This window comes from Singulisphaera acidiphila DSM 18658 (assembly GCF_000242455.2).
Classification (GTDB): Bacteria; Planctomycetota; Planctomycetia; order Isosphaerales; family Isosphaeraceae; genus Singulisphaera; species Singulisphaera acidiphila.
In genome coordinates this window covers 4,468,474-4,485,299 of sequence record NC_019892.1, presented here as the reverse complement: position 1 = coordinate 4,485,299, position 16,826 = coordinate 4,468,474, and the positions used below count along the sequence as shown (strand labels likewise).

Sequence of the window (16,826 nt, the reverse complement as noted above, 5' to 3'; positions counted from 1 at the left end):
CGCAGATGAAGAGCACTTCGGACCAGGGGCCGGGCGAGAATGGCCGTGGCCGGGCGTCCCGGCGGACGTTCCTTCGCGGTGTGGGTGTGACGATGGCCTTGCCGTGGCTGGAGTCGGTCCCCGCGTTGGGCGCCTCATCCGTGGCGGGAGCCGTCGCGCCTTGCCCGAAGCGGTTTGCCGCCTTGTTCATGGGCTGTGGCGTCAATCCGACGCAGTGGTGGGCCAAGGGTTCGGGCGCCGAGATGGAGTTGGGCCGTTGCCTTGAGCCGTTGGCTCCGTTGAAGGCGAAGATCAACGTCATCAACGGCCTGTTCAACAAGCAGGCCACGGGCGTCGGCATTCACCCCGGCCAGACTGGGAACATCCTCTCGGGGGCGGCCTTGCAGAAGGGGGCCGAGCTCAAGGGGGGGATTAGCGTTGACCAGATGCTCGCTCGCCACCTCGGTGAGGCGACCGTCCAGCCGAGCATGGTCCTCGGGTGTGAGCAGCCGATCACGGGCTACCACGAGACGAACTTCTCGATGGCGTACAGCTCGCACATTTCCTGGCAGAGCGCCACCTCGCCGGTGCCGATGGAAGTTTACCCGTCGCTCGCGTTTGACAGCCTGTTCGACAACCGCGGTAGCCGCCGCAACCAGAGCGTCCTCGATCGCGTCCGGGACGAGGCTTCCGGCCTGAGCCGGCGCGTCAGCGCGGCTGACCGGGCCAAGCTCGACGAGTACCTGACCAGCGTCCGCGAAGTCGAGCGCCGGGTCGTGCCGATGCGGGTCGAGAAAGATCAGGCCGAGGGGCGCGCCTCAGACCAAGGCAAGCCGCTCGTCGCGATGACGAGGCCCGACAACGGCCTGCCGGAAGACATCCGCGAACACATGCGGCTGATGTGCGACCTCATCGCCCTGGGCTTCCAGACCGACAAGACCCGGATCGCAACCCTCCTGCTCTGCCGCGATATCTCGGGCCTCTTTTACCCCTTCCTCGACGTCCGGGCCGCGCACCATGGCGCCTCGCACGACGACAAGTCCGAAGCCTACGAGCGCGTGACCCGCTACTACGTCAGCCAACTCGCCTATCTCGCCAGCCGTCTCGACGCCATGCCCGAAGGCGAAGGCACCGTGCTCGACAACACCTGCCTGCTGTTCACGAACAGCCTCTGGTCTGGTACCAAGCACGACGCCAGCAAGGTCCCCGTTGTCCTTGCCGGAGGCCTCGGTGGCTCGCTCGCGACGGGCCGCACACTCGACTATGCGGACAAAGGCGACGACAACCGCAAGCTCTGCAGCATGTACCTTTCGATCATGGACCGAATGGATGTCAAGCTCGACCGCTTCGGCGACGCCGACGCGCGTCTTGCCGGCTTCTGAGATGAGATCGAAAATATTATAAAGAAATGAAATATTGCTGGCTGGATTGAATTCCCTGGGGCCGCGGTCCCAGGGAATTCAAGAGGCTGTGTCGAATCTATGGACCGTGCCTCGCTGAAATCTCGCTGATCAAGGATTTGCGCCTTCGTCCCGATCACTTGTCCAGCGGCCGTCCCGACGCTTCCAGCAACGCCGTCTGAACCGTCAGATCGTGCTCATACGGGAAGTCGGTCGACTTCTCTTCGCGAATGATGCGGGCCATATCGGCCGCGTCGTCAACGTAGCGGACGTATTTGGGGAACGAGATGTCCTGACGTCCCTTTTTGTACCCGCCTCGCGTTTTCGACAGCACCAGATGTGCCGAGGGATTATCGAGCGGTTGGATCTGGAAGGTACCTTCGGTCCCGCAAACGACCAGGTGCCGTCGTTCACCCCCGTCCACTTCGATCGCGCTTGACTTGACTGTCGCTAATGCCTTTGGGTACTCGAGCACCGCCAGCATGTTGTCGAGGAGGGCGTCGTCGAGGTTTGCGGCATGCCGTGAGAACGGTGTAACCTTGGTTGGCTTCCCCAGCACGCCGACGACCAGGTCGATGACGTGGCATCCCAACTCGAACATGATCCCGCCGCGATACGCGACCAGTTCCCGCCGCGCGGCCGGCTCGACGACCTTGCTCATGACCGTGTGGACTTCGAACACGTCCCCCAGCCAGCCTCGTTTCAGGAGGTCGCGGAGCAACACCACGGCAGGGTTATACCGGTACATGTACCCCATCTGAACGAGCCGTTTCCGCTGCGCCGCCGCGTCCAGGATCCGGCGGAACTGGGGCAGTGACTCGCCGGCCGGCTTATCGAGATGGATGTGCTTGCCGGCCTTGATGCAGACCTCAGCCGTGTTAAGCAGGTCGCGAACCCGCGTCTCGACGAGGATCGCCTGCACCCCCGGCGCGTTGAGTAACTGTTCCTGGGTCATCCACGGCAAGCCCTGATAAGGCACCTGCACCTCGGCCTTCCGACGCAGTTCCGCGTCGGGCTCGACGATTCCGACAACTTCATAATCCGCGGATTGCCGGAATACGGAGAGCTTGCTCGCATGGGCATGCCCCACGCCGATCTGGCCGATCTTGATGCGTGGCCGTGTCGGGCCGGCCTCTCTCGATTGGGCGTTTGCAAGACCGGATGCCAGCGAGCAGGCGAGTGTGCCGCCGAATCGTTTGATGGCCGCGCGTCGATTTTCACTGTTCATCAGAGAGAATCCTTGAGCATTCGATCTGTGATGCCCGGGGAGTCCGTTCATCAACCGGGCGCATCGCGATCCCCTACCATTTCGGGAAATCGCCAGGGGTGCAAGTGGGCCCTGACTTTTCGACGTCGGCTCATGACCAGGAATGCAATCATCGGATCGGCATGAACTGCCTTGGCGGGAGTGCTGGGGGCTGACGGCGATCGTTCTTGGTAATATGGTGGTACTCCACTCCGTCACCCATCCTTGAGGGGGTCGGATACCCGGAAAACGAACGGTTCCCGCAAGAAGCGTTGAGCCTGTTTCCAAGCCTTCGATAAGGTCCAAGCGATGTCCGACGATCCCTATTTGCAACTGACGAATGTTGGCCACTGCCGGATCTTGTCGCGGCTTGGCGAAGGAGGGATGGGGGTCGTCTACAAGGGGCATCACACGGACCTTGACCTGGACGTGGCGGTGAAGTTTCTCCACCCGCAACGGGTCCAGGCAGCCGAAGGGCCGGAGCGGTTCCTCCGCGAAGCCAGGCTGGCCGCCCGCTTGAATCACCCTGGGATCGTCCGGGTGTTCGACTGCGGCGAGTCCGAGGGACATTATTATATTGTTATGGAGTTTGTAGACGGTCAGAGCTTGGCCGATCACATTGAGGAACGCAAGGCGATGCCGGTCGCGAGGGCATTGCAGATTGCCGAGGCCGTCGCCCGGGCGCTGGGCACGGCGTTCGACCAGATTGGGGTGATCCACCGGGACATCAAGCCGGCGAACATCCTGCTCACAACGGCCGGCGCGGTGAAGGTGGCCGACCTGGGCTTGGCCAAGATCGTGGCCGACCTGGACGCCACCGTGGCGTATACCTCGGCCGGGATCGCGCTCGGCACGCCCAGCTATATGTCGCCGGAGCAGTTCGACGACGCCAGCCAAGTCGATCTCCGGGCCGACATTTTCTCCCTCGGCGCTACCCTGTACCACATGCTCTCGGGCGAGATGCCGTTCAAGGGGACTTCTCTGTTCCGCATCTTGAAGCAGGTTCAAGAGGCGGACCCTGCCCCGCTCCCGTCCTCGGTGCCTGGCTCGGTGGGAGCGATCGTCGCCAGGATGATGGCCAAACGGCCGGAGGATCGGTTTCAGACATATACGGAATTGATCGAGGCCCTCAGCGGGGCACAGCGATCGCTGGGGGACGATACGCTCATCTCGACGCGGACGCTCCTCAAGCCAGTGACTTCCGTCACGACCATCCCTGCCGCCAAGCTCACCGGGCGGACGATCCGAGCGGCCTCGCCGACCGAGAACCGCGCGCTCTTGGTCGTCGACGTTCAAAATGACTTCTGTCCCCACGGCGCACTCGCCGTGCCCGAAGGGGACCTGGTGGTTCCAATCATCAACAAGCTCTCCCGGCGCTTCGCTCACGTCATCCTGACTCAGGACTGGCATTGCGACGATCACCTTTCGTTCGCGTCCTCGCATCCGGGCTCGAAGCCGATGTCCCAGATCGAGCTGCATTACGGGCTACAAATTCTTTGGCCCGACCACTGTGTGCAAGGCACCCCGGGCGCTCAGTTTCACCCCGACCTGGACCTGGATCGTTGCGAGATGATCATCCGTAAAGGTTATCACCGCGACATCGATTCCTACTCCGCCTTCTTCGAGAACGACCGGCAGACGCCCACCGGCCTGGCCGGCTACTTGCGGGAGCGCGGGCTGACCCGGTTGTTCATCGTCGGCCTGGCCACCGACTTTTGCGTTGCCTATTCCGCGATCGACGCCTGCCGCCTGGGGTTTGAAGTCACCGTGATTGAAAACGCTTGCCGAGGCATTGACGTGGATGGCTCTCTCGCCGCGAGTTGGCGGCAGATGGCCGAGGCGGGTGTGATCCGGGCTTGAGGGCCGTCGGCTCACTTCGATCGAGTGCGATCAGCGGGGATGATTTCTGACCCGAAGTCGGAGAACATGCCGTGGTGAACGTAAGCTCCCAGGACCTAGGTTCGGCCCACGAGGCAGGATTTCCTCGTGCGCACGAGGATCAAGTTGCGTCGTTGGGCTCGCGCTTCGACGTGGGGCTGTCCTGCTTGCTTGGGGTCGGCACCCTTGTCTTGTTGCTTGCGACCATGGACGACTTTGGGATGACCTGGGACGAAGGCTTCACGGTCGAGCGTGAGGAGCGGCTCAAGGAGTGGTTCGCTCGAGTCGCCGGGGACAATTCGCCTGGAGTGCGGGCGTGGTCCCCACCCATGTCGAACCTTGAGTCGAGGGCCGACTATTTGAGGCAAGCGGGGCCGCGGGCCGCGTCGCCCTGGAGCCGCGACTCGCTTCGCTTCTTCTGGCCGTTCGCGCGCGAGGAGCCCAACGGCCATCCTTCGTTCTACGCCTTGATCGGGCTGGGCGGTTGGGTGGCCGGGCATCGTTTCCTTGCGCCGTTGGAGTCGTATCGGTGTGGGCCGGCGATTCTGTTCGCCTTGACGATCGGAGCAATCTACGGGTTCATGGCCCGACTCTATGGCCGCCCCGCCGGGTTGGCGGCCTCCCTTGTGCTGCTGACGATGCCCCGCGTTTTCGCTCATGCACACCTGGCCTCGTATGACGCACCGTTGCTCTGTCTCTGGTTCCTGGCGGTCGCGGCATTCTCCCGGTCGGTCGAACCCACGGGTCGTGGATGGGCCTGGGTCTTCGCTTTCGGCATCGCCTGGGGCTGTGCCGCGGCGACCAAGTTCACCGGCTGGTTCGTGCCGGTGCCTCTTGTTGCCTGGTCGATCCTCCAGCGCGATCGACGGGGGATTGTCACGCTTCTCGTAGGGGGCCTGGTGGCCGCTCTCGTGTTTTATGCTCTCAACCCCCCTTGGTGGTTCGAGCCGATCCGAAGCCTGCATGTTTTTCTCCAGTCGAACCTGGGTCGGGAGCATCGATCGCCGATCCCGACCCAGTTCTTCGGCCAGGTCTATCCCTTCTCGCTCCCCTGGTTCAACACGCTGGCCTGGACGGCGATCGTTGTCCCGCCGATCACGCTGGCGCTCGCCTTGATTGGAATCACCAAGGTCGTGGCGGGGCGGCTGCGCGATCGAGGGGGGACGCTCTTGCTGGCGAGTTGGCTGTTTCTGATGGTGCTTCGCGCCTTACCCGGCGCGCCGGGACACGATGGCGAACGGCAGTTCCTTCCTGCGTTTGTGTTCCTTGCCTGCCTGGCGGGTGTCGGCGTGGCTGCATTGGCCTCCGGCCTGGCGCGAGGCGTGCCAGGCCGGTTCGCGCGGCCGCTGGCCGTGGTTTCGGTCGTCTGCGCGGTGACGGCCGGGGCCTGGACGACCTGGCTCCATCATCCTTTGCAGTTGTCGTACTATAATGCCTTGATTGGTGGCTTGTCCGGGGCCGCCCGGGCGGGTATGGAGCCGACGTATTACTGGGACGCCTTGACCCCCGATGCGCGGGATTGGATCAACGCACGGACCAAGGTGGGGCAGTCGGTGATGGTCGCCTATTCGATCCCGACCTTCGATTATCTACACCATTGGGGCCTGCTACGCCCCGCCCCCTTTCCCTCTCGGGCGAATCCGCCGCAGTGGTATCTCGTCCAGAACCGGCCCGGCATCCTCCGGAGCTATCCCGCCTGCGCCCTGGACGTCGACCTCCTTGGCCATGCCCGTCCTGTTTTTGTGAAGGCTCTGGGGATTGCCCCTGAGGTGCCCTTGGTCGCAATCTTTGCGATCGAGGACGCGGCGGCGGCTGTGGAACGCGAGCGGGAACGGTAATCCAGGCATTTTCCATCGGCCGGGCGGTCTCGCGGTCGGGCCGACCTCCCGAGATTCCAAGGCAACTTGAGATGCGAGGTCTAAGTTGTTATCGTGAGCACAGTTAATTCCGCATGTCGGCTCGAGACCCACCGCCGTCACTGCGCGGGGGGCGGGCGTGATGCGGGGCATTAGAAACAAGAAAACGGATCCGATCGAGGACGAAAGACTATGGCCAGGCCGAGCGTTTACTTCGACATCAGCATCGACGGCACCCCCTCCGGACGGATTACCTTCGAACTGTTCAACGACGTGGTGCCCGAGACCGCCGAGAACTTTCGCGCTTTGTGCACCCACGAGAAGGGGTTCGGCTACAAAGGATCTTCGTTCCACCGCGTGATCCCCAAGTTCATGCTTCAAGGGGGCGACTTCACCAACCACAACGGGACCGGTGGTAAGTCGATTTATGGAAATAAGTTCAAGGACGAGAATTTTCAGCTCAAGCATGACAAGCCGTTCCTTCTGTCCATGGCCAATGCAGGCCCGAACACGAACGGTTCGCAGTTCTTCATCACCACAGTGGTCACCGATTGGTTGGACGGCAAGCACGTGGTCTTCGGCGAAGTGACCGAGGGGTCCGACCTGGTCAAGAAAATCGAAGCCCTCGGTTCGAGCAGCGGGAAACCGCAGGCCAAGATCACCATCGACGGTTGCGGTGAGGTTTGACCCGACTCAGGATTTAGGAAGTCTGGATTGGCTGGGCTGAAGTCCCGACTCTAGCGGGACACACGTCGAGTCGATATCTCGGGCGGTGCGAATGCTCCGTTGATGGGTACCGACTCGACTTTTTCTTTTCGAAGAGATCGCCTTTTCTGGAATCGCGGATGCCCCGTCCACATCCTGGTTTCGTCGGGAAGGATGCGTCCCAGGCCTCCGAAAACCGTTGCCGGCAAGTCCCTTGAGCGCAGTCGCACCCAAGAGATTCGGTGTCCCCTGCCCTTCCGTAAAAGTCCGGCGAAGGAATTATCCAAGCTTGTATTTGGGCTTTCCAATGGTGGAGTGTCTGAATTAAGCTTTGTTCCCCCTCTGAGAATCACGGAAGAGTCGGTCAGGCCGCGAGAGCGCCTGTCCGAAAGCTCGAGAATCGACGATGATGCTACCACCCTTGATCCGCCCTCCTCGCTACCGCTCGCTCGACCTTTGGAGGGGGGTCGCCTGCCTCTCCGTGGTGATCTATCACGCTGGGTTCGCGATCGAGCGAACAGAGCTGGACGGAATTGGGGCCGGCGCCGCTCGCTGGATACCGTTGGCCTGTCTGGGCGCGCTCCGCATGATGTATGTGGGCGTGCCGATCTTTTTCGTGATCAGCGGCTACTGCATCGCCGCTAGTGCCGATTCCACTCGGCGCAAGGGGGATTCGCCCTGGACGTTCCTGAGACGTCGCTTCAGGCGGATTTATCCACCGTACTGGGCTTCGCTGGTCGGTTTGATCGCGCTCGTGGTGGTGCTCGATGCGGTCGGACTGACTCGGTTCTACACCACGGTCGCGCATCAACTGGCGTTGCGATCGCCGGGCGATTTGTCCTGGCCGCAATGGCTTGGCAACATCACCCTGACCGAGACCTGGCGGGGGGACATCTGGGACACGGGGAAACAGGGAACGGGTGAAGAAGTTTTTACCCGAGTTGCCTGGACGCTTTGCCATGAGGAGCAGTTCTATTTCCTCTGTTTCCTTGCGCTCGCGCTTGCGCCGCGACGGTTGTATGGCGCATTGGGCCTCTTCACCGTCCTGATCGTGATCATTCGGGTTTGGGCTTGGCGATCGGGCTGGCTCGGCCGAATCGATGGCACCTTTGTCGTTTACTGGCATGAATTCGCCGCTGGAATGGCGGTTTACTGGCGGCTCACCGTGGCCCGGTCTCCCCTGGCAAAGCGGACCGTCGAGGTCCTGCTCGCGCTGATGTTCGGGGTCGGCCTGTTCTGGGGCCTTCGTTCGACGACCGGTGCCAGTGCGTTCAGTCTCATCCTGATTGCCCTGCGACGCTGGGACAATCAGCTTTTCGATGCAAACACCCTACTGCTCCGAGGTCTCCGCGCTTGCGGCGAACGTTGCTATAGCATCTACCTTGTCCATCTGCCCGTCTGTACGTTCGCGATCGTCGCGTTCCGCGACCTCGGCCTGACGGGCTTCTGGTCCCGAGTGTTCCTCGTCGTGCCGCTGGTCTCCCTCGCCGCAACAGCTGCCGGCTGGCTGTTCTTCAGCCTCGTGGAGCGCCGTGTCCATACACCGACATCGGTGAACCAGCAACAGCCGGAACCATCCCACGCAGTTGAACTGAGCCTGACTTCGGGGTGAACCGGACATCGGCCCTTTGGTGGCACCTCGCGACTTGGTCACGAGGGCCGATGTATTCTCACTGGCCCAGAGTAGGCCTTCATGCGGACCCCATAGGAGAAAAGGGTCCGTCTTAACTCGGCGTGTTGCCGTTCGACTCAGACGAAAGGAGTGTAAGTTGCGCCGGGCGGAATCGAACCACCTACCTCCAGGTTATGAGCCTGGCGAGCTACCGGTGCTCTACAGCGCACACGTACATTAACCGATCGCGCCCGAGCTGTCAATGTGAAGACGCAGTGATTGCCGCAATCGAAGCGATTTCAGTGACTGGCGCCGCGCTGCTCAAAACGCGTGGCCGTACTGGGCTGACGCTATCGAGGGCTCATCGGTCGTGCTCGGATTGTTTGCGTCGGGTGAGCAACGACTCATTACTTCGCCAGAGCGAAGGTGCCAAGTGTGGCTTTCGTTCTCACTGGCCTAAGGCAGGCCACAATGCGGACCCAGTGCAAGAAAAGGGGCCGGCTTTGAGCCATAGTGATCGGCGTGTTGCCGTTCAGCTCAAGGAGGAGTGTAAGTTGCGCCGGGCGGAATCGAACCACCTACCTCCAGGTTATGAGCCTGGCGAGCTACCGGTGCTCTACAGCGCACACGTACATTAACCGATCACGCCCGGGCTGTCAATGTGAGACACCGTGATTGTTGCAACCAAAGCGACTTCAGTGACTTGCGCAGCGCTGCTCAAAACGCTTCGCCGCACTGGCGTTGACGTTGCCGAGAACTCACTGGTCGTAATCGAATATTGTGTGGGGTGAACAACGGCTCGTCACCTCGACAGAGCGGAGGTGACAAGTGCGGCTTTAACTTTCGTTGGCCCAGAGTAGGCCTTCATGCGGACCCCATATGGGGAAAAAGGGTCCGTCTCAATTCGGCGTGTTGCCGTTCGACTCAGACGAAAGGGGTATAAGTTGCGCCGGGCGGAATCGAACCACCTACCTCCAGGTTATGAGCCTGGCGAGCTACCGGTGCTCTACAGCGCACACGTACATTAACCGGTCGTGCCCGGGCTGTCAATGTGAAGACACTGTGATTGTTGCAACCAAAGCGATTTCAGTGATTTGCGCATCGCTGTTGAGCATGCATCATCGTGCCGGTGAAGTTGGTATCGAAGGCCTACCGATCGTGGGCCGAGCGTTCGCCTTGGACGGGGAACAGCTTGCCACCTCAATTACTTTGCCTAAGCAAAGGTAGAGAGGGTCGGTTCATCTCTCTTTGGCCCAGAGCAGGCCTTCATGCGGACCCCATAGGAGAAAAGGGTCCGTCTTAACTCGGCGTGTTGCCGTTCGACTCAGACGAAAGGAGTGTAAGTTGCGCCGGGCGGAATCGAACCACCTACCTCCAGGTTATGAGCCTGGCGAGCTACCGGTGCTCTACAGCGCACACGTACATTAACCGATCACGCCCGGACTGTCAATGTGAGACACCGTGATTGTTGCAACCAAAGCGACTTCAGTGACTTGCGCAGCGCTGCTCAAAACGCTTCGCCGCACTGGCGTTGACGTTGCCGAGAACTCACTGGTCGTCATCGGATATTATGTGGGGTAAACAACGGCTCGTCACCTCGACAGAGCGGAGGTGACAAGTGCGGCTTTCGTTCTCACTGGCCTAAGGCAGGCCATGATGCGGACCCAGTGCAAGAAAAGGGGCCGGCTTTGAGCCATAGTGATCGGCGTGTTGCCGTTCAGCTCAAGGAGGAGTGTAAGTTGCGCCGGGCGGAATCGAACCACCTACCTCCAGGTTATGAGCCTGGCGAGCTACCGGTGCTCTACAGCGCACACGTACATTAACCGGTCGTGCCCGGGCTGTCAATGGAAGTCGGTGAGATTGTTAAGATTTGAATCGCATGAATTCAGAGCATGTGCATTTGGTTGGCGGTTAATCCGAGTCGGATCGATCATCGTTCACTTCCCGAGGAAACGAGCGGACACCCGCATCCCAGTGTGTGTGGTCAACCTGCGATTGGGGCGGGCTGAGTGTTGAGCCACGTGGAGAGGTCGAAGCGTTGAGCCTCGAGGTGGGACGCGTTCTCGCGCTCGAGGCTGAGGAACCAATGGGCGTGTGCATTCTTGCTGTCAGGAGCGCAGTACTCCTGTCTGACCAGCCGCCACCGCTCTTCCTTCGCCATCGCTAATGGGAAATACGTGCCGCCCGGAAATTCGCCTTCCACGACGGTGAGCAGGAGCCGATCCCAGAGGGGAGCCGTGTCTTGGTAGACCACCCCCCCGCCGATGACCATGACTTCGCCGTGGTCACCCCCCTGCTCTTCGGCAATCCGGATCGCGTCGTCGATGGATCTCGCGATTCGAAATCCCTCCGCGCGGTAGCTGGCCGAATGCGTGAGGGCGATGTTGAGTCGACCGGGCAGCGGGCCGCGAAGGGATTCCAAGGTCCGGCGCCCCATGATGACCGGCTTGCCCATGGTGGAGTCGCGGAATCGTCTCAAGTCGCGCGGGAGGTGCCAGGGCATTTTGACGCCATCGCCGATCACTCCCGTACGACTCATCGCGGCAATGGCAGAGACGATCATGACGGCCCTTTCTCAATCAGTCAGTCAGACCGCCACCTCTCCCGAGAGGCGAGCGTGGTGCCGATAGCCAACCAGCCTGAATTGTTCGGGCGTGAGCCCATCGAGACTGGTCACGCTGTCATCAATTTCCAGCTTTGGGAGCGGATAGGGCTCTCGGGTCAATTGCTCGCCCACTTGATCCAGGTGATTCTCGTAGATGTGAGCGTCACCGAAGGTATGGATGAATTCAGCGGCCTCGAGACCGGTCACCTTGGCAATCAGGTGGGTCAGCAACGCATAGCTCGCGATGTTCCAGGGCACGCCCAGGAACAGGTCGGCCGACCGCTGGTAGAGCTGGCAGGACAGCTTGCCGTTGTTCATCGAGAACTGGCAGAGCGTGTGGCATCCCGATGGGCCATGAATCTTCGGGAGGTCGGCGGGGTTCCAGGCCGTGAGGATCAGGCGACGCGCCGCCGATGCGGTGGGATCGGCTTTGACTTGTTCGATCCCTCGGAGTAACTCTGCAACCTGATCCACGTGCTGCCCGTCGCCCCCCTCCCAGGCCCGCCACTGTTTGCCATAGATCGGACCAAGTTCCCCGGTTTCATCGGCCCACTGGTCCCAAATCTTCACGTTGTGACGCTGGAGGTAGTCGACGTTCGTTGAACCGCTCAGGAACCAGAGCACCTCGACGACCACCTGCCGGAAGGGCACGGTTTTGGTCGTGACCAGGGGAAACCCTTGGGTGAGGTCGTAACGGTTCTGATACCCGAAGAGGCTTCGCGTCTTCGGCTTCGTCCCCGTGCTCTCCAGCACTGCCCGCGATCCTTTCAGCTCGCCCCGTTCGTAGACCAATCGCAGCAAGTCCAGGTACTGCCTCATTTTGGGGTCCTTCCTGCTCCAGGTCGAATGCGTTCCTCACCTCTCGACGGGCAGGAAACTCTCTGATGACCTACCCCGGTTATCGACTTCTTGGGCGTCGAGAGTCGCGGCGCGACGGAGCGGATTTCTTTGGATTTGGAATCGTTCGCGAACCCTGAATTTTACCGTTGGCCTGCGCTGGGCGTGTCGCGTTTGAGTTGCGCGAGCTGTTCCCGCTCGGGCCTGGTCTTGTAGAACGGGTCGAGGGGATAGCAGCCGGAGACCATGCCGTTGCGCGGGGCGGTGGTGCAATCGCTGAAGGTTCGGCAGATCCGCTTGCGGTCCGAGACCCGGCCGGCGACGACATCGGCCGGCAGGTCGGGGTAGGAGAGGACCATCCGGCCCAGGCCCACGAAGTCGGCACTGCCGTCGCGAACCACGCGCTGACCGACGTGAGGGAGCCAGTCTTGCAAATAAGTATAGCCCGATCCAACGATCGCCAGGTTGGGGTGGCGTGCCTTGAGGGCGGCCGTGGCGTCCACCTGGCGGGCGACTCCGATGAGCGGATCTTCCGGCGGGAGGTAGCCGTCGGACGGGGGAAAAGCGCTGGGGCGTTGGATGTGGGGGTTGTAATAGGGGCTGCCGGCTGTCGTGCAGACCCAGTGGATGCCTAACTCTTCCAGCAGGTTGAGGAAGGCCGAGGGTTCGGCCAGATCGAGTGCCAAGCCCGTGCCCGGGTCGCCGCCGAAGGCGTAGGGATAGGGGGAGCCGGGCCAGGGCCACGGTTCGCCCTGGCCGTCGGGGCCGGCCCGATAGGGAAGGAAATCAAAAATGCTGATGCGGACGCCGACCTCCAGGCCGGGAGCCTCCGACTTGATCCCTTCGACGATCTCACGCAAGAACCGGGTGCGGTTCACGAAGCTCCCGCCGTACCGGCCGGGGCGATCGACGGCCGAGAGGAACTCATGGCCGAGGTAGCCGTGGCAGTGCTTGATGTCGACGAATGCGAAGCCGGCGTCGTGCGCTTGTCGCGAAGCGCGGACGAAGTCGGTAACCAGGCGGGCGATCTCGTCGTCGGTCAGGAGGTGGACGTCCGACCCGAGGCCGAACTTGGGGTCGAGGCAAGGGTGCCGGTAGAGGACTTGCGGCTCCATCTTGCGCTTGTCGTACGGGCGGGCGAACCGCCCCGAGTGCGTGAGCTGAAGCCCGACATAGAGGTCGTCGGTCCGGCCGAACTGTGCGCGGTGGACGGTGTCGAGCCGGAGCCGGAGCCGTTCGAGGCCTGCCAGGTTGGCGTCGTTGATGACGAGTTGATTGGGGTTCGCCCGCCCGTCAGGTCGAACGGCGACGGCTTCGCCTCCCCAGATCAGCTTGGCGCCGCTGAGTCCGAAGTTCTCCCAGCGGCGGATGGTCAGGTCCGACGGTTTGCCGTCAGACTCGCCGTCCCATCCCTCCATGGGAAGAATAGCGAACCGGTTGCCGACGGTCCCCCCTCGCCAGTGGTAGGGCCGACCCAAAGGAGACTCTGCGCCGGCCTCGACCGTCTCGTCGAACGGCAGGTCGATGCCGAGCCGCTCCTGGGTGTCGCGGAAATTCTCGGCCGTCTTCAGACTGGCAATGCGGCGGGGTTCCATTCCTTTTTGAGCCTCTCGAGACCGACCGGGACGCATGCTTCTGCGCATCCATTCTCCGCGCGAGTGGGGCGGTGATCAACCTCCCCGCTCGCGATCTCGGTCTCGGAGTTCAAAAGCACTTGGCCTCACGTGCCTTCCTGAGGGATTGATGAACGTTTCGTTCGTCAATCCTCACGAGGAATCGCCGAGGCTGAGGCTTCGCGGTTGGCGAGGCCCATGACGCCACGGAAGTGGGGAGACGGGAAGATCGACGAGGGGGCCGGATCGGTGGCGACGGCCTCCGTGAGCAAGAACGGGGCGGGGCCGCGATGGACCTTTTGCGCGATGGCGCGGAGGCCGGCCTGGGCGAACAACTCGCGGAACCGCTTGGACGAGGCGTGATGTACGTCCCCCTCGACCCCCGCGACGCAGACGTCGTAGATGAACCAGCCCCAGAGGCCGTCGCGGTAGCCGTCGATCAGCATCAAACGGCCCCCCGGACGCAGCACCCGGTGCATCTCGGCAATCGCCCGGTCCTGGTGCGGGTAGTGGTGGAAGCTGTTGGCGCAGGTCACGATGTCGAATGTGCCCGAGGCGAACGGGAGCCGTTCGCTATCCGCCTGGGCCGGCTGGATGTGCCCGGCATGCTGCCGCCAGCGCTCGGCCCCCTTGGTCAGCATCTCGGCCACCAGGTCGATGCCCCAGACCTTCGCGTTGGGCAAGGACTCACGGATCCGGGAGGCGAAGACGCCGGTCCCACACCCGACGTCCAAGATCCGCGCGGGGCGGTCTTCCACGACGGTGCGGATCCTCCGGATCAAGGCCCGGTGCGATGGCCCGAAGAGCAGCCATTGCAGGATGGAGCGATCGTAGCTTTCGCTCCAGCGGGTGAACTCGTGCGTCGCCTGGTCTCGGTCGTACGCCATGGTGCCTCCCTGCGATCTGTTGGATCCGTCGGTGGGAAGGGCGGGCATTTCCATTCGCTCGCCATCGCGCCCCTTTTTTTTTGCGGGTCTCGCCATCGAAAACCAAGGGGCGGGCCATTGTGCCTCGTGTTGATCGCCAAGGGAATTCCAACTACGATGAAAAAGTCGGATAATCCGCAAAAATATCAATGTCGGCTCCGCTCCGTTGGTCTCGTTTCACGTGGAGAGAATGCCCCGACGTGCCCAACTTGCCCATCTATCTCGACAACCACGCGACGACGCGGGTCGATCCGCGCGTGGTCGAGGCGATGCTCCCGCATTTCACGATGACCTACGGCAATGCCGCGAGCGTCTCGCACCGCTTCGGCTGGGAGGCGGCCGAGGCGGTTGACCGGAGCCGGGAGCAAATCGCCAGGCTCATCGGCGCGGAGGTGCAGGAGATCATCCTCACGTCGGGGGGAACCGAGTCGAATAACCTGGCGATCAAGGGGGGCTTGCCGGGCCTGAAGTCGCGCGGAAACCATGTCGTTACCGCTGCGACCGAGCACAAGTCGGTGCTCGACCCGCTGAAACGGCTGGCGCGTGAGGGGTGGGAGCTGACGGTGGTCCCCCCTGCTCCGGACGGTCTGATTTCGGTGGAATCGATCGCGAATTCCCTTACGGGGCGAACCGTCTTGGTCTCGATCATGGCGGCCAACAACGAGGTTGGTACGCTCAACCCGATTGCCGCCATTGGCCGGCTCTGTCGCGCACGCGGGATCCTCTTTCACGTCGACGCGATCCAGGCGGTCGGCAAGGTCCCGCTCGACGTCAACGACGATTCGATCGACCTGTTAAGTCTATCTGCCCACAAGATTTACGGTCCGAAGGGGGTGGGCGCCCTGTTCGTTCGCCGAGGTGATCCGCCGGTGCGACTGGTCCCGCTCTTTGACGGCGGCGGTCACGAGCGTGGGTTTCGGAGCGGGACCGTGGCGGTCCCGCTGGTCGTCGGCCTCGGCGAGGCCGCCGCGCTGGCGAGTTTGGAGCGAGCTGAAGAATCCGCTCGGCTTCTGGCACTTCGCGAGCGGTTGCATGCGGCGATTGCCGGGCGGGTTCCGGCCATCCGGCTTAACGGTCATCCGACGCTCCGGCTGCCCGGCAACCTGAACCTGAGCTTCGCCGACGTCGATGGGGAAGCCTTGATGATGGCGATGCGCGATGTGGCTGTCAGCTCGGGCTCGGCCTGTACGTCGGCTAACCCAGAGCCGAGCCACGTTTTGCGCGCGATGGGGGTTGACGAGGCAATGGCGCGGGCCAGCCTGCGATTTGGCCTGGGGCGGTTCACGACCGCCGAGGAGATCGATTTCGCGGCTGATGCCGTGGCCAGGGCCGTGATGCGGCTTCGAGGTAAGAACGTGAGTGCGGATGCGCCCTGAACGAAGACCTGACCCAGCGTGGCTCTGATTTGCGTTTCTGGTTCCTGGGACCGCGGGCGACCCGGCCGCTTTTCTATTTCAATGAATTAAGAGCGGGAGGGGTGCCCCCGGTCCCAGGGAATTCATTAATCCCTCTTGCGGTTCTCGTGAACACGGATCCATGCGAATTCGACCGGGCGATGAACTTCGGGCCGCTGCACTGCGTATTAATGCATGGCGGACCCTCAACCCATTGAGCAAGTCGCTGAAGTTTCACCAGCGTGTTGCAATAGGGGCTTTGCGATCCTCTTGTCGGATGTGCGGGAAGGCGTTGGGATTTGACTCGACGTTATGATAGGATTATGGGGAGCGACGCAGCGTCGTCGTACCGGGGACGTTTCGCCAGCAAAGGAGACTACCGATGGGTGTGACCCTGAGTGAAAAGGCTGCAGTTGAGGTCAAGAAGATTGTCACCGAGCAGAACCTTCCCGAGGAGACGGTGCTCCGCATCGGCGTCCAGGGGGGCGGCTGCAGCGGTTTCTCCTACAGCTTGAACTTCGACACCGCCGTCTCCGAGCGCGACCGCGTTATCGACGTTCACGGCGTGAAGCTGGCTGTCGACAAGAAATTTGACCCCTACCTCGACGGAACGGTTGTCGATTTTTACGACGGCCTGGAAAAACGAGGATTTGTCTTCAACAACCCGAACGTCGTCAAGTCGTGCGGCTGCGGCAGTTCGTTCCAGGTCTGATGATATTGGACAGGCGTTCGACGCCAGTTGTCCTCGATCAATAAAGGGGTGGGCCATTCCATT

At 62.0% G+C, this 16,826-nt stretch carries 12 protein-coding genes, 5 tRNA genes and 1 pseudogene; 8 read left to right on the top strand and 10 right to left on the bottom strand.

What is annotated here, in order from left to right:
- The first annotated feature begins 5 nt into the window (after nucleotides 1-5).
- A complete protein-coding gene (locus tag SINAC_RS17635; protein WP_015246981.1) occupies nucleotides 6-1,361 on the top strand; it encodes a DUF1552 domain-containing protein in 1,356 nt (451 codons plus the stop codon).
- A gap of 154 nt (nucleotides 1,362-1,515) precedes the next feature.
- On the opposite strand, the gene SINAC_RS17630 is transcribed toward SINAC_RS17635, so the two are convergent.
- Nucleotides 1,516-2,607 (bottom strand): Gfo/Idh/MocA family protein, encoded by a 1,092-nt coding sequence (locus SINAC_RS17630; protein ID WP_015246980.1) that lies wholly within the window; start codon nucleotides 2,605-2,607, stop codon nucleotides 1,516-1,518.
- Between the two features lie 327 nt (nucleotides 2,608-2,934).
- On the opposite strand from SINAC_RS17630, the pseudogene SINAC_RS41915 reads away from it, so the two are divergent.
- From SINAC_RS41915 to SINAC_RS17610, 5 genes and pseudogenes are all read left to right on the top strand, one after another.
- Nucleotides 2,935-3,717 (top strand): annotated as a pseudogene (locus SINAC_RS41915) (serine/threonine-protein kinase); the annotation flags it as partial.
- Between the two features lie 150 nt (nucleotides 3,718-3,867).
- Nucleotides 3,868-4,485, top strand: a complete 618-nt coding sequence (gene pncA / locus SINAC_RS41910) for a bifunctional nicotinamidase/pyrazinamidase (RefSeq protein ID WP_390553816.1) — start codon at nucleotides 3,868-3,870, stop codon at nucleotides 4,483-4,485.
- 152 nt (nucleotides 4,486-4,637) lie between these two features.
- Nucleotides 4,638-6,341, top strand: coding sequence for an ArnT family glycosyltransferase (locus SINAC_RS17620; RefSeq protein WP_020465972.1), 1,704 nt, complete (start codon nucleotides 4,638-4,640; stop codon nucleotides 6,339-6,341).
- 210 nt (nucleotides 6,342-6,551) lie between these two features.
- Entirely contained in the window at nucleotides 6,552-7,046 is a 495-nt protein-coding gene (locus tag SINAC_RS17615) for a peptidylprolyl isomerase (RefSeq protein WP_015246977.1), read from the top strand.
- Between the two features lie 424 nt (nucleotides 7,047-7,470).
- Nucleotides 7,471-8,676, top strand: coding sequence for an acyltransferase family protein (locus tag SINAC_RS17610; RefSeq protein WP_015246976.1), 1,206 nt, complete (start codon nucleotides 7,471-7,473; stop codon nucleotides 8,674-8,676).
- 157 nt (nucleotides 8,677-8,833) lie between these two features.
- Here SINAC_RS17610 and SINAC_RS17605 read toward each other — a convergent pair.
- The 9 genes from SINAC_RS17605 to SINAC_RS17565 form a co-directional block, all read right to left on the bottom strand.
- Nucleotides 8,834-8,905, bottom strand: a tRNA-Met gene (locus SINAC_RS17605).
- Nucleotides 8,906-9,230: 325 nt separating this feature from the next.
- Nucleotides 9,231-9,302: transfer RNA gene (locus tag SINAC_RS17600), tRNA-Met, on the bottom strand.
- Between the two features lie 318 nt (nucleotides 9,303-9,620).
- Nucleotides 9,621-9,692 (bottom strand) — tRNA-Met (locus SINAC_RS17595).
- A 328-nt stretch (nucleotides 9,693-10,020) separates the two neighbouring features.
- A tRNA-Met gene (locus SINAC_RS17590) sits at nucleotides 10,021-10,092 on the bottom strand.
- Nucleotides 10,093-10,415: 323 nt separating this feature from the next.
- Nucleotides 10,416-10,487, bottom strand: a tRNA-Met gene (locus SINAC_RS17585).
- Nucleotides 10,488-10,660: 173 nt separating this feature from the next.
- Complete coding sequence (locus SINAC_RS17580; RefSeq protein WP_015246974.1) at nucleotides 10,661-11,239, bottom strand: dihydrofolate reductase; 579 nt, start codon at nucleotides 11,237-11,239, stop codon at nucleotides 10,661-10,663.
- A 24-nt stretch (nucleotides 11,240-11,263) separates the two neighbouring features.
- Nucleotides 11,264-12,100, bottom strand: a complete 837-nt coding sequence (locus tag SINAC_RS17575) for a thymidylate synthase (protein ID WP_015246973.1) — start codon at nucleotides 12,098-12,100, stop codon at nucleotides 11,264-11,266.
- A 161-nt stretch (nucleotides 12,101-12,261) separates the two neighbouring features.
- Nucleotides 12,262-13,713 (bottom strand): NADH:flavin oxidoreductase, encoded by a 1,452-nt coding sequence (locus SINAC_RS17570; protein ID WP_015246972.1) that lies wholly within the window; start codon nucleotides 13,711-13,713, stop codon nucleotides 12,262-12,264.
- Between the two features lie 164 nt (nucleotides 13,714-13,877).
- Entirely contained in the window at nucleotides 13,878-14,618 is a 741-nt protein-coding gene (locus SINAC_RS17565) for a class I SAM-dependent methyltransferase (protein WP_015246971.1), read from the bottom strand.
- Nucleotides 14,619-14,857: 239 nt separating this feature from the next.
- On the opposite strand from SINAC_RS17565, the gene SINAC_RS17560 reads away from it, so the two are divergent.
- Complete coding sequence (locus tag SINAC_RS17560; RefSeq protein WP_020465974.1) at nucleotides 14,858-16,033, top strand: cysteine desulfurase family protein; 1,176 nt, start codon at nucleotides 14,858-14,860, stop codon at nucleotides 16,031-16,033.
- A 400-nt stretch (nucleotides 16,034-16,433) separates the two neighbouring features.
- Nucleotides 16,434-16,763 (top strand): HesB/IscA family protein, encoded by a 330-nt coding sequence (locus SINAC_RS17555; RefSeq protein ID WP_015246969.1) that lies wholly within the window; start codon nucleotides 16,434-16,436, stop codon nucleotides 16,761-16,763.
- Nucleotides 16,764-16,826 lie beyond the last annotated feature (63 nt).